The sequence below is a fragment of the Micromonospora sp. DT46 genome (assembly GCF_049841735.1).
GTDB classification, from domain to species: domain Bacteria; phylum Actinomycetota; class Actinomycetes; order Mycobacteriales; family Micromonosporaceae; genus Micromonospora; species Micromonospora reichwaldensis.
The window spans coordinates 235,708-248,439 of the sequence record NZ_JBNCKW010000005.1 but is presented as its reverse complement, the minus strand read 5'-3'; the positions used below and the strand labels follow the sequence as shown (position 1 = coordinate 248,439).

Below are 12,732 nucleotides of genomic sequence, written 5' to 3'. Positions count from 1 at the left end.
TGATCCACATTACGGTTTTCCGCGCCGGATGGAGGGACACTCCAGCTCGCGTGGGCAGAGTGGCCCGCGCGAGCACGAGGGGGACGAACGATCATGGGAAACAACGACCGTAGCGGTGGGGTGGCGAACTCCCGGCGGACCCGGCTCGGCGCCGGTTGGACCCCGAGCCACCACACGGAGCCGCGCGAGTACGAGATCGTCGAGGGCCCGGTGGCCAACGCCCTGCGGTCGCGGGCCGAGGACGACGCCGCAGCCGGCGAGTCCTGATCTCCCACCCGGAGCAGGCCGGGCCGCCACAGGTGCGGCGCGGTGCGGCTGGACCGGGTGACTAGGCTCGACCGGGTGGAGCAGACCCCAGGCCGGCTCGCCGGGCCGCCGCTGACCCCCCGTACCGCCGTGATCTGGTCGGTGCTGCGCGCCGAGCTGGAGCGCCGCGCCGGCACCGCGCTGACCGTGCTCGACGTCGGCGGCGGCACGGGCGGCTTCGCCGTGCCGCTGGCCCAGGCCGGGCACCGGGTCACCGTGGTCGACGCCAGTCCCGACGCGCTCGCCGCACTGACCCGCCGGGCCGCGGAGGCCGGCGTGGCCGAGCGGGTCCGCGCCGTGCAGGGCGACGGCGACGCGCTCGCCGGCCTGGTCGAGCCGGGCAGCGCCGACCTGGTGCTCTGCCACGCCGTGCTGGAGGTCGTCGACGATCCCGCGGCGGTGGTGGCGGCGTTGGCCGCCGCGCTGCGGCCGGGCGGCGCCGCGAGCGTGCTCGTCGCCGGCCGGGCCGCCGCCGTGCTCGGCCGGGCCATGAACGGGCACCTGGACGTCGCCGCCGCGCTGGCCGCCGATCCGGCCGGCACCGCCGGCACCCGGGACACCCTGCGCCGGCGCTACGACGCCGACGGCGCCGCCGCGCTGCTCACCGCCGCCGGGCTTGCGGTCGAGCAGATCCACGGCGTACGCGTGCTCGCCGACCTGCTCCCCGCCGCCGTCGCCGACGGCCAGCCCGCCGCCCTGGTCGAGTTGGAGCGGGCGCTCGCCGCGCGGGCGCCCTGGCGGGACCTCGCCGCCCAGCTGCACCTGTTCGCCCGCCGCCCGTGACCGACCCGCCCCGCCCGCCGCGCCCGCCCGCGCCCACGCTGGAGATCGTCGGGCCGCGCTACGGCGACGCCAGCCTCGCCGACGTCCTGCCGTCCGCGCTCGCCGTGCTCGACGTGCCCGGCGCCACCGACCCGCTCGGGCTGCGGGCCGCGCTGCCCGGGGTACGCCGGATCGCGGTGCTGCTCGTCGACGGCCTCGGCTGGCACCAGATCCCGACCGCCGCCCCGTACGCGCCGACCCTGGTGGGGCTCGCCGCCACCGTCGGGCGGCAGCTGACCTCCGGCTTCCCGTCGACCACGCCGACCAGCCTGGTGACGCTGGGCACCGGCGCCGCGCCCGGCGCGCACGGCGTACTCGGGTTCACGGTGCGGGTGCCGGGGACCGACCGGGTGCTCAACCACATCGAGTGGGCGGCCGATCCGGCGCCGCTGCGCTGGCAGCCGGTGCGTACCCAGCTGGAGCGGGCCCGCGCCGCCGGGGTCGCGGTGACCGTGGTGAGCCGGCCGGAGTTCGGCGGCAGCGGGCTGACGCTGGCCGCCAACCGGGGCGGCGACTACCGCGGCGCGGCCGGCGTCGACGCGCTCGCCGAACGGATGCTCACCGCCCTGACCGCCGGGCCGGGGCCCACCCTGGTCTCCGGCTACCACCCCGACCTGGACCGGCACGGCCACCTCAGCGGTGTCGACTCGGCGCCCTGGCGGATCGCCGCCGCCGAGGTGGACCGGCTGCTGGCCCGGCTCGTCGACGGGCTGCCGCCCGACGCCGCGCTGCTGGTCACCGCCGACCACGGCCAGCTCGACGTGCCGGCCGAAGACCGCTTCGACCTGGACACCGACCCCCGGCTGCGCGCCGGGCTGGAGGTGGTCGCCGGGGAGCCGCGGGTCCGCTACCTGCACGTCACCCCCGGCGCCGTGGACGACGTGGTGGCCTCCTGGTCGGCGGTGCTCGGCGACGCGGCCCGGGTGCGTACCCGCGACGAGGTGGTGGCCGCCGGCTGGTTCGGTCCGGTGGCGGAGGAACACCTGGCGCGCATCGGCGACGTGGTGGTGATCTGCAACGGCACGTACGCGGTGACCGCCTCCCGCTCCGAGCCGCCGGCGGTCTCCCGGCTGGTGGCGTACCACGGGGCGGACACGGCGGCCGAGATGGCGATCCCGCTGCTGGTCGTACGCGGCTGACGCGCCGGCCCGCCGGGCGGAGATGTCGCAGGTCCGGGCTAGCCTGCGGGGATGGGCCGCAGCCAGTCGTTGCCCCGGGGTGGCGATCCCCGGTTCGGGCCGGACGCCGACGATTCCGGCTGCCCGATCCTGCACGTCGACATGGACGCCTTCTTCGCCTCGGTCGAGGTCCGTCGCCGGCCGGAGCTGCGCGGTCGGCCCGTCGTGGTCGGCGGGACCGGCCCGCGCGGGGTGGTGAGCTCCGCCAGCTACGAGGCCCGGCGCTACGGCGTACGCAGCGCCATGCCCACCGCCCGGGCCCGGGCGCTCTGCCCGCACGCGGTCTACCTGCCGCCGGACTTCACGCAGTACTCGGCGGCCTCCGCCGCGGTGATGCAGATCTTCCGGGACGTCACCCCCCTGGTCGAGCCGCTCTCCCTGGACGAGGCGTTCCTCGACGTGGCCGGCGCCCGGCGGCTCTTCGGCCCGCCGGCCGCCATCGCCCGGCGCATCCGCGAGCGGGTCGCGGGGGAGCAAGGGCTGAGCTGTTCCGTCGGCGTCGCGCCGAGCAAGTTCGTGGCCAAGCTCGGCTCGACCCGCGCCAAGCCCGACGGCCTGCTCGTCGTCCCGGCCACCCGGGTGCTCGAGTTCCTGCACCCGCTGCCGGTGTCGGCGCTGTGGGGCGTGGGAGAGCGGTCCACCGAGACGCTGCGGCGGCTGGGCCTGGCCACGATCGGCGATCTCGCCGAGGCCCCGGTCGGCATGCTGCGCAAGGCGCTCGGCGACGCGTCCGCCGCCCACCTGCACGAGCTGGCCTGGGGGCGCGACCAGCGCCGGGTCAGCCCCGAGCAGGCGGAGAAGTCGATCGGCGCCGAGGTGACCTTCGACGTGGACGTCACCGACCCGCTGGAGATCCGCCGGGCGCTGCTCGCCCTCGCCGAGAAGGTCGGCATCCGGCTGCGCCGGGCCGGGCAGGTCGGGCGCACCGTGTCGCTCAAGGTGCGGCTGACCGATTTCCGCACCGTCAGCCGCTCCCGCACGACGGGCGTGCCGACCGACGTCGCCAGGGAGATCTTCGACACCGTCTGGGCGCTCTACACCGCGCTCGACCCGGTTGAGCCGGTCCGTCTGGTCGGCGTACGGGTCGAGGGGCTCGCCGCCGCGCGGGAGACCCCACGGCAGCTCACCCTCGGTGCGCCCGAGCGGGGCTGGCGGGAGGCGGAGGCCGCAGCTGACGCCGCCGCTGCCCGTTTCGGGCGGTCCGTCATAGGTCCGGCCAGTCTGCTCGGGGTCCGCGAGGGGCGACGAAATGAAAATCCACCCCGGCCGTAGGTCGTCCCGCTTTCCGACGCGCGAGGGCCCTCGTAGACTTGCGGGTAAGCAGCCGGTTGGCTGCCACGGTCTGTCGGCCCGACCGGGCCGACCAACGTGACCGGGGAGGAGTGCCGTGCCGCTCTCGGAGCACGAGCAGCGGCTGTTCGAGCAGATCGAGCGGTCGCTTGCCGAGGACCCCAAATTCGCCTCGGCCGTGCGCGCCAGCGATCCGCGCTTCCACGCGCGGCGTCGCCTGCTCGTCGCTGCCGGCGTGATCATCGCTGGGCTGGCCCTGTTGGTCTATGGCGCGGTGATCAAGCTTCCGCCGCTGGCAGTGGCGGGTTTCGTCGTCATGCTGGCCTCGGCCGCGTTCGCGGTGCAGTCGCACCGTCGGGGGCAGTCACCGGACCTGCACGTCGTGGGCGGGACGACGAGTCGTCGTCGCCCCCGCGGCCGGTCGGGTCGTCGGCCCTCGATCCTGGACCGGATGGAGGACCGGTGGCGGCAGCGCCCGGAGGGGCACCGCTGAGCCCGGCCCGCCCCTGAGGCGGGCCGCGCGACAAACAGTCGGCCGCCGGGACGCCCGGCGGCCACCGACGATTCCGCACGCCCCGGGGCGTGCATCCTCCGCATCTCCCGATGTCCGGCATCCGGCCGGCCCCGTCGGCCCTGAGCCCGGTCGGCCCTGACGGCCGTGACGCCGGTCGGCCTGACGGCCGTCGGCTGGCGGCCCGACGGCCCGACCCCCGGGGGTATCGCGCCGTGACGGCCCGGCACCCGGCATAGCGGACCTGGAGAACCTGGAACGCTCGCCGATTTAGGCCCGTGCCGCGACGGCGGCCCCGCGAACGCGACGGGCCGGCGGGGCGGGTGCCCCTACCGGCCCGTTCGTCCGTCGGTCAGCGGGCCATGCGGCCGGCCAGCAGGCGACGCGGGTTCCAGCGCAGCAACCGGTGCCGGGCCCGACCGCCCGCCGCCACCAGCCGGGACGACGCCTCGGCCGTGCCCGTGCGCCAGCGCAGCAGCACCGACGGCGGCAGCACCGCCGCCACCAGGCGGGTACGCCGGTCGGTCTGTGCGGCCAGCGCGGCCCGTACGGTGCGCAGGGCCGGCAGGAGCTGCTCGCCGGTCAGCGGATCGCGGGCGTAGCGGGCGCGTTCCTCGGCGCGGCCGAGCAGGCGTACCGCCGTGGTCGCCCCCGCGTCGGCCGTGAGCGCCTCCCGGGACAGCCGGTCGGCGGTCGCCCGGGGGGTCTCCGTCCGGTCCACCCGGACCCGGTAGTCCACAAGCGTGTCCAGCAGTTCGTCCCAGGCGGCGTGCGCGTCCGCCCGCGCCCGCTCCGCGTCCGCCACCACCACCATGCGTCGCCCGTCGGCGGGCGCGTCGCCGGTGGCCCCGGGGCGCACCGCCGCCGCGGCCGGTTTCGCCGGGCCGCTGCGCTTGCGGCGCAGTGCCGTGCGGCGCAGCGCCGGCAGGGCGAGCAGAGCGAGCAGGGCCAGCACCGCCGCGGCGGCGTACCAGGGCCAGACCGGAGCCTGGTCGGTCGGGGCCGTGCCGTCGAGGGCCAGGCCGGAGTCGATGTCCTCCTCGGGGCCCTCCGGCCCCGCCGGGCCGGCCGACGGGTCGACGTCGCCGGGGGCACTCGTCGGGCCTGCGGTCGGCGTCTCCGCCTCCGGGGCGTCGATGTCCGGCGCCCAGGCCGACCGGGTCGAGCCCTGCACGCCGTACGCCGGGGTCGGGTCGAAGGGCACCCAACCGACCTCGTTGAAGTAGACCTCCGTCCAGGCGTGCAGGTTCCGGTTGGTCAACGTGTACGTGCCGTCGCCGGAGTTGCTGCCGTTGGCGAAGCCGAACGCCACCCGCGCCGGGACGCCGGCGGCCCGGACCAGCCACGTCATCGCGGCGGCGTACTGCTGGCAGAAGCCGACCTTGTTGTCCAGGAAGTCGACGATCTCCCGCCCGCTGGTGCCGCCCTTGGTGCTGAGCGAGTAGGTGAAGCCGTTGTCCGCGGAGAAGTGGTCGTAGATCGCACGGACCTTGTCGTACTCGGTGTCCTTGCCCCGTACCAGGGTGGAGACCAGCTCCTCGACCTCGGGCACCGGCGGCGGCGCGGGATGCAGGCGCCGCACGGCGTGGTCGGCCGGCAGCGGCGACGACCGGCGCAGGGCCGCCGGTGTGTAGGCCGAGCGAACGTACTCGAACGAGTAGCGCTTGTCGCGCGAGTTGTCCCGGTGGGAGAAGACCACCTGGAGGCTGGGGTCGTACGCCCAGTTGCCGTTGAGGCCCTCGGAGCGCACCGGTTCGGTGTAGACCGGCAGCAGCGGCATGTTGAGGGTCTTCGTCACCTCGACCGTGGCCTGGTACGTCCGCTGCTCGACGCCCCGCGCGGACGGCGCCGGCAGGTCGTCGACGGGCCGGCCCGTGGGGGTGCCCTCGCGGAAGCCGCTCGGCGTGAGCTTGTCGGCCACGCCGAAGCGCAGGTAGAAGGGGCGGGGCTCGTTCGTGGTGACCTTGACCAGGTCGGCGACCTCGGACTGGTTGAGCTGCCCGCTCAACGCCGCGAACAGGTCGATCCGGCCGGTGCCGCCCTGCCCGGAGCGCCCGTTGCCGTTGCCGTTGCCCGAACCGCCCAGCGTGTCCAGCAGCCCGCCCGTCATCCCCGGCACGGCCAGCGGCAGCACCACGGCCAGGGCCACACCCACCGCCGCCAGCCGCCGGCCGGCGGCGGCCAGCGGCGAGGCCTCCCAGACGTCGACGTCCCGCCCGTCGCCGGTGAACCGCCGGCCGAACCGGCGGACCCGGTCGACGTTGTCGGTCACCAGCAGCCAGAGGAACCCGACGGCGCCGACGACGAACGGCACCGCCGGGACGCTGTCCACGTAGACCGCGACGGGCACCGAGTAGATCGCCAGCATCGGCAGACCGGCCAGCGCCGGCCGGCGCAACCCGACGGTGAGCACGTCGACCACCACGGCCACCCCGCCGATCCCGAGCACCGTGACGAACAGCAGCGGGTCGGTGTCGGGGACCTTGACGCCGTACGAGCGCATGTCCTCCAGCGAGCCGTCGAGCAGCTCGCCGAAGTGCGTGAAGGTCGACGGGGTGGGCACGATGCCCAGCAGTTCGGTGCCGCCGGGGAAGAGCCAGGTCAGGGCCAGCGTCAGGCCGGCCAGCATGCCCAGCGCCTGGCCCCAGAGCGGAACCCGCGCCAGCCGGGCGAGCGCGGCCACGGCGGCGACCACGGCCACCGCGATCGTCGCCTGGATCAGCCACGTCCAGCGTTCGAAGATGGCCGACAGCGGCGCGGCGGCGAGCAGTGTCGCCGCGGCGGCCACGAAGCCCAGGTTCCGGTGGGCGATCATGAGGGGACCCTTCCGTTCATCGCATGCCGCCGGCCACCGTCTCGGCCATGGCCGCCCGCAGCGCGAAGCCCTGCGAGCCGCGGGCCGCCTGCGGCCACAGCGCGGGCAACTGCGTGCCGTGGTCGACGCCGATGACCCGCCAGCCGCTCTGCAACATGGCCAGCGCGGCGGCGCCGTGGGCGTGGTCGGCCTCGGCCCGGGCCTTGGCGGGCAGGTTGAGCCAGGTGGAGCTGTCGAGCAGGAAACCGACGCAGGTGGCCCCGTTGCCCCGCAGCCCGGCCAGTAGCTCGGCCTCGGCCGTGCTCACCGAGCCGAAGAGGCCGATGATCAGGCCGCCGTCCGCCCGTTGCCGGACCCGCTGCACCAGGGTGGTGAGCTCACCGTTCTTGTCGAGCCGGACCTCGGCGAGGTGGTCGAGGAGCACCCCGTCGCCGGCCGCCTCGGACGCGTCCACGTCCGCGCCGGAACCCGTGACCAGACGCAGCTTGTAGCCAGCCTGCCGCAGGTGCACCGCGATGCTGGCCGCGGCGGAGACCGCCCACTCGAAGGAGGCCGTCGGCCCGTCGCCGCGGTGGCCGTACGCGCGGGTGTCCAGCACGACGGTGGCCCGGCTCTCCCAGGGCTGTTCCTCCCGGCGCACCATCAGCTCGCCGGTGCGGGCGGTGGACTTCCAGTGCACCCGGCGCAGGTCGTCGCCCATCCGGTACTCCCGGGTGGCGGCGTCGTCCTCGCCGTGCACCGCCACCGAGCGGGCCCGACTGTCGCCGCTGCCGGCGTACTCGCCGGGCAGGCGCACCGAGGGCAGCGGCGTGACCTGCGGGATGACGGTCAGATGATCGGTGCTCGGGAAGGCGCGGCTCAGCTCGCACAATCCGAACGGGTCGGTCATCCGGACCACCAGCGGGCCCACCTCGTAGCGGCCACGCACGTCGGCGCGCACCGTGTAGGCCACCGAGCTGGCCTGGTGGGCGCCGAGCCGCTCCAGCACCACCCGGGGCCGGCTGCCCAGCGCGTACGGCAGCCGGTCCTCCAACAGCAGGGTGCCGGTGGGCAGGCGGGACATGTTCTGCAACCGCAGCACCACCCGGGAGCTGGCCCCGACGGGCACCCGGTGCGGGTCCAGCGACCGGTTGCAGGCCAGCTTGTAGCGGCTGCGCCCGACGTAGGCCGCGGCGAGCAGCGGCAGGATGGCCAGCAGCACGGCCACCCGGAGCAGGTCCTTCTCGCCGAGGATGCCGGCCGAGACCGCCGCCGCGACCGCGGCCGCCAGGAACGAACGGCCGCGGGTGGTCAGCCCGCGCAGCCCGTCGCGCACGTCACCGCCTCCGCGGCTCGTACGTGGCTCGGCCGTTGCCCTCGCCCGTGGGGCGGGTGTCGTACGGGGAGCGCCCGCGGTCGTGCGGCAGCGGCAGCCGGTGCACCAGCTCGGAGACGATCGCGTCGGTCGTACGCCGGGCGAGCTGGGCGTCGGCGGTGGGGATGATCCGGTGCGCGAGCACCGGCACGGCCAGCACCTGGAGGTCGTCGGGCAGGACGTAGTCGCGCCCCTCCAGGGCGGCCACCGCGCGGGCGGTGCGCAGGAGCTGGAGGGTCGCCCGCGGGGAGGCGCCCAGCCGCAGGTCGGCGGCCTCGCGGGTGGCGGTGACCAGGTCGATCGCGTACTGCTTGACGGCGTCGGCGACGTGCACCTGCCGGACGTGGCCGATCAGCTGCCGCACGGTGTTGGCGTCGGCGACCGGACGCAGCTCGTCCAGCGGGTCCGTCGCGCCGTGCCCGTCGAGCATCGCCAGCTCGGCGCTCGGGTCCGGGTAGCCCATCGCGATGCGGGCGGTGAACCGGTCGCGCTGCGCCTCGGGGAGGGGATAGGTGCCCTCCATCTCGATCGGGTTCTGGGTCGCGACGACCATGAACGGCGTCTGGAGGTGGTAGGTGACGCCGTCGACGGTGACCTGGCGCTCCTCCATGCACTCCAGCAGCGCCGACTGCGTCTTCGGCGAGGCGCGGTTGATCTCGTCGCCGACGACCAGGTTGGCGAAGACCGCACCGGGGCGGAACTCGAAGTCGTGCGTCTCCTGGTTGTAGACGCTGACCCCCGTGACGTCGCTGGGCAGCAGGTCGGGGGTGAACTGGATGCGGCGCACGGAGCAGTCGATCGACCGGGCCATGGCCTTGGCGAGCTTGGTCTTGCCGACCCCGGGCACGTCCTCGATGAGCAGGTGGCCCTCGGCGAGCAGGACGGCCAGGGCGAGCCGCACGGTGGCGGTCTTGCCCTCGATGACCTGCTCGATGTTCGACACGATGGCTTCGCTGGCGGCACGGAACTCGTCGTGCGGCAACACGCCGCCCACCTCGTCCCTGGTCTGTTGTGTCACGGGCCTCCTCCTCGTCGCCGGACGGCAGCTCTGTATAGAGCAGCTGGACCCGCCGTAGGGTTCGCGACGCCGAGCCTCGTCTGCCGCAGAAATCTCACTGGTCTCTCAGGCTAACCATGTTTGTCGCCGTCGCCGACCCCCGCAGGTAGACGGTCGGTTACGCACCGAACATTCGCCGGGTCGGGGGATCGGACCGTCGCTCTCGGTGCCGTTGATGATCACAAAGGGCTGCCGCGGCGCGTACGTCCGGGGTCGCCGTCCCGACCCGTGGCGGCGGGCGACGTGCGGGACCGGACGGCGGGGTACACTCCCGGGCATGGCCGGATTCTTCCTGCTTCTTACCGGGCCGTGCTGATGCGCTGACGCGCGACAGCACGGCGGCCCCTCCTGCGCGAGGGGCTTTTTTGTGCCCTCCGCCGGACGCCCCGGCGATCGGCACCCGGCACCGGCGCCGGCCCTCGGGCGGCGCGGCGCCGGCGGCGGACAGACCCGAGCCAGACCGACATGACCGCGCCGAGCGAGGTCAGCACCCAGCCCGGCCGTGGCGTGGCCGGCGGCGACGAGCGAAGCGAGGAGACGCCATGAGTGAGGCAGCACCGGCCGACATTCCCCCGTTCCGGTACACCGCGGCCCTGGCCGAGGAGATCGAACAGCGCTGGCAGGACGCCTGGGCGCGGGAGGGGACGTTCCACGCCCCGAACCCGACCGGCCCGCTGGCCGACCCCGGTCATCCGCGCGCCGGAGCGGAGAAGCTGTACGTCCTGGACATGTTCCCGTACCCGTCGGGCGCGGGCCTGCACGTCGGCCACCCCCTGGGCTACATCGGCACCGACTGCTTCGCCCGCTATCAGCGGATGGCGGGGCGCAACGTGCTGCACGCCATGGGCTTCGACGCGTTCGGCCTGCCCGCCGAGCAGTACGCGGTGCAGACCGGCACCCACCCGCGGACCACGACCGTGGCCAACATCGAGCGCTACAAGGCGCAGCTGCGCCGGCTGGGCCTGGCCCACGACGAGCGCCGCTCGGTGGCCACCATCGACACCGAGTTCTACCGGTGGACGCAGTGGATCTTCCTGCAGGTCTTCAACTCCTGGTACGACACCGGGGCGGGGCGGGCCCGCCCGATCGCCGAGCTGATCGCCGAGTTCGAGGGCGGCAACCGGCCGACGCCCGACGGGCGGCCGTGGGCGGAGCTGTCCGTCGCCGAGCGCCGGGCCGTCGTCGACGACCACCGGCTGGCGTACGTCTCGCAGGCGCCGGTCAACTGGTGTCCGGGGCTGGGCACCGTGCTGGCCAACGAGGAGGTCACCGCCGACGGCCGCTCCGAGCGCGGCAACTTCCCGGTCTTCAAGCGCAACCTGAAGCAGTGGATGATGCGGATCACCGCGTACGGCGACCGGCTGCTGGACGACCTGGACACGCTGGACTGGCCCGAGCCGATCAAGCTGATGCAGCGCAACTGGATCGGCCGCTCCACGGGCGCGCACATCGACTTCCCGACCGCCGTCGCGCCGATCCGGGTGTTCACGACCCGGCCGGACACCGTCTTCGGCGCCACCTACATGGTGCTGGCCCCCGAGCACGAGCTGGTCGACGCGCTGGCGCCGGCGGCCTGGCCCGAGGGGACGAAGGACGCGTGGACCGGCGGGCACGCCAACCCACGCGCGGCCGTGGAGGCGTACCGCAAGGCGGCGGCGGCCAAGACCGACGTCGAGCGGCAGGCCGACACGAAGGAGAAGACCGGCGTCTTCGTCGGGGCGTACGCCACCAACCCGGTCACCGGCGGTCAGGTCCCGGTCTTCGTCGCCGACTACGTGCTGGCCGGCTACGGCACCGGTGCGATCATGGCGGTGCCCGGCCAGGACGAGCGGGACTGGGCGTTCGCCGAGGTCTTCGACCTGCCGATCGTGCGTACCGTGCAGCCCTCGGAGGGCTTCGACGGCAAGGCGTACACCGGGGACGGCCCGGCGGTCAACAGCGCCGCGCCCGAGCGCGGCCTGGACCTGAACGGCCTGGGGGTGACCGAGGCGAAGGCCCGGATCATCGAGTGGCTGGAGGCCAACGGCCACGGCACGGGCGCGGTGACCTACCGGCTGCGCGACTGGCTGTTCTCCCGGCAGCGTTACTGGGGCGAGCCGTTCCCCATCGTGTACGACGAGACCGGCGCGGCCATCGCCCTGCCGGAGGAGATGCTGCCGGTCGAGCTGCCCGAGGTGGACGACTTCTCGCCGCGCACGTTCGACCCCGAGGACGCCGGCAGCAACCCGGAGACCCCGCTGTCGCGCCGGCGCGACTGGGTCGAGGTGGAGCTGGACCTGGGCGACGGCCCGAAGCGCTACACCCGCGAGACCAACGTGATGCCGCAGTGGGCCGGCTCGTGCTGGTACGAGCTGCGCTACCTGGACCCGACGAACTCCGAGCGCTTCGTCGACGCGGAGAACGAGGCGTACTGGATGGGGCCGCGCGGCGAGGGCGACTGCGGTGGCACCGACCTGTACGTCGGCGGCGCCGAGCACGCCGTGCTGCACCTGCTGTACGCGCGGTTCTGGCACAAGGTGCTGTACGACCTGGGGCACGTCTCGTCGTTCGAGCCGTTCCGCAAGCTGTTCAACCAGGGCTACATCCAGGCGTACGCGTACACCGACGCCCGGGGCGCCTACGTGCCGGCCGAGGAGGTCACCGAGCGCGAGGGCGGCTTCTACCTGGGCGACACCCAGGTCAACCGCGAGTACGGCAAGATGGGCAAGTCCCTGAAGAACGTGGTCACGCCCGACGAGATGTGTGCCGCGTACGGGGCGGACACGTTCCGCGTCTACGAGATGTCGATGGGCCCGCTGGAGGTGTCCCGTCCGTGGGAGACCCGGGCGGTCGTCGGGTCGTACCGGTTCCTGCAGCGGGTCTGGCGGGCGGTCGTCGACGAGCAGACCGGCGCGCTGCGGGTCACCGACGCGCCCGCCGACGAGGCGACCCGGCGGCTGCTGCACAAGGTGGTCGACGGGGTCCGCGGCGACATGGAGGCGATCCGGTTCAACACGGCGATCGCCAAGCTGATCGAGCTGACCAACGGGCTGACCCGGCTGGCGGAGACCCCGCGCGAGGTGGCCGAGCCGCTGGTGCTGATGCTGGCGCCGTTCGCCCCGCACGTCGCCGAGGAGCTGTGGCACCGGCTGGGGCACGACACCTCCCTGACGTACGCGGACTTCCCGACCGCCGACCCGGCGCTGCTGGTGGCCGAGACGGTGACCTACCCGGTGCAGATCAACGGCAAGGTGCGGGGCCGCGTCGAGGTCCCCGCCGACGCGTCCGAGGAGACCGTCCGCGCGGCGGCTCTGGAGGCGGTCGCGTCCTCGCTGGCCGGCAAGGAACCCCGCAAGGTCATCGTCATCAAGGGCCGCATGGTCTCCGTGGTGGCCTGACGCCGCGCCGTGCGCTGTCGAT

Annotated in this window: 9 protein-coding genes; 6 read left to right on the top strand and 3 right to left on the bottom strand. The window is 74.5% G+C overall.

The window, feature by feature from the left end:
* The first annotated feature begins 93 nt into the window (after positions 1-93).
* The 5 genes from ACLQ20_RS15425 (at position 94) to ACLQ20_RS15405 (ending at position 4,089) form a co-directional block, all read left to right on the top strand.
* The gene (locus tag ACLQ20_RS15425; RefSeq protein WP_192581451.1) at positions 94-267 is read left to right on the top strand and encodes a hypothetical protein; all 174 of its coding nucleotides are present in this window, start codon (positions 94-96) and stop codon (positions 265-267) included.
* Positions 268-324: 57 nt separating this feature from the next.
* The gene (locus tag ACLQ20_RS15420; RefSeq protein ID WP_151455434.1) at positions 325-1,089 is read left to right on the top strand and encodes a methyltransferase domain-containing protein; all 765 of its coding nucleotides are present in this window, start codon (positions 325-327) and stop codon (positions 1,087-1,089) included.
* Positions 1,086-2,267 (top strand): alkaline phosphatase family protein, encoded by a 1,182-nt coding sequence (locus tag ACLQ20_RS15415; protein WP_425856101.1) that lies wholly within the window; start codon positions 1,086-1,088, stop codon positions 2,265-2,267. The genes ACLQ20_RS15420 and ACLQ20_RS15415 overlap by 4 nt, the downstream gene beginning before the upstream one ends.
* Before the next feature lie 51 nt (positions 2,268-2,318).
* Positions 2,319-3,578 carry a DNA polymerase IV gene (locus ACLQ20_RS15410; protein WP_151455425.1) on the top strand — a complete coding sequence of 420 codons (1,260 nt, stop codon included), beginning with the start codon at positions 2,319-2,321 and terminating at the stop codon, positions 3,576-3,578.
* Positions 3,579-3,693: 115 nt separating this feature from the next.
* On the top strand, positions 3,694-4,089 hold the full coding sequence (locus ACLQ20_RS15405) for a DUF3040 domain-containing protein (protein WP_132236265.1): 396 nt from the start codon (positions 3,694-3,696) through the stop codon (positions 4,087-4,089).
* A gap of 370 nt (positions 4,090-4,459) precedes the next feature.
* Here the strand turns inward: ACLQ20_RS15405 and ACLQ20_RS15400 are convergent, their stop codons facing one another.
* Genes ACLQ20_RS15400 through ACLQ20_RS15390 form a run of 3 tightly spaced genes read right to left on the bottom strand, consistent with a single transcriptional unit; the run spans position 4,460 to position 9,294 of the window.
* A complete protein-coding gene (locus ACLQ20_RS15400) occupies positions 4,460-6,922 on the bottom strand; it encodes a transglutaminase TgpA family protein (RefSeq protein WP_425856100.1) in 2,463 nt (820 codons plus the stop codon).
* A gap of 16 nt (positions 6,923-6,938) precedes the next feature.
* Positions 6,939-8,237 (bottom strand): DUF58 domain-containing protein, encoded by a 1,299-nt coding sequence (locus ACLQ20_RS15395; RefSeq protein WP_151455427.1) that lies wholly within the window; start codon positions 8,235-8,237, stop codon positions 6,939-6,941.
* A gap of 1 nt (position 8,238) precedes the next feature.
* Complete coding sequence (locus ACLQ20_RS15390; protein ID WP_151455428.1) at positions 8,239-9,294, bottom strand: AAA family ATPase; 1,056 nt, start codon at positions 9,292-9,294, stop codon at positions 8,239-8,241.
* 581 nt (positions 9,295-9,875) lie between these two features.
* On the opposite strand from ACLQ20_RS15390, the gene leuS reads away from it, so the two are divergent.
* Entirely contained in the window at positions 9,876-12,710 is a 2,835-nt protein-coding gene (gene leuS / locus ACLQ20_RS15385) for a leucine--tRNA ligase (protein WP_425856097.1), read from the top strand.
* Positions 12,711-12,732 lie beyond the last annotated feature (22 nt).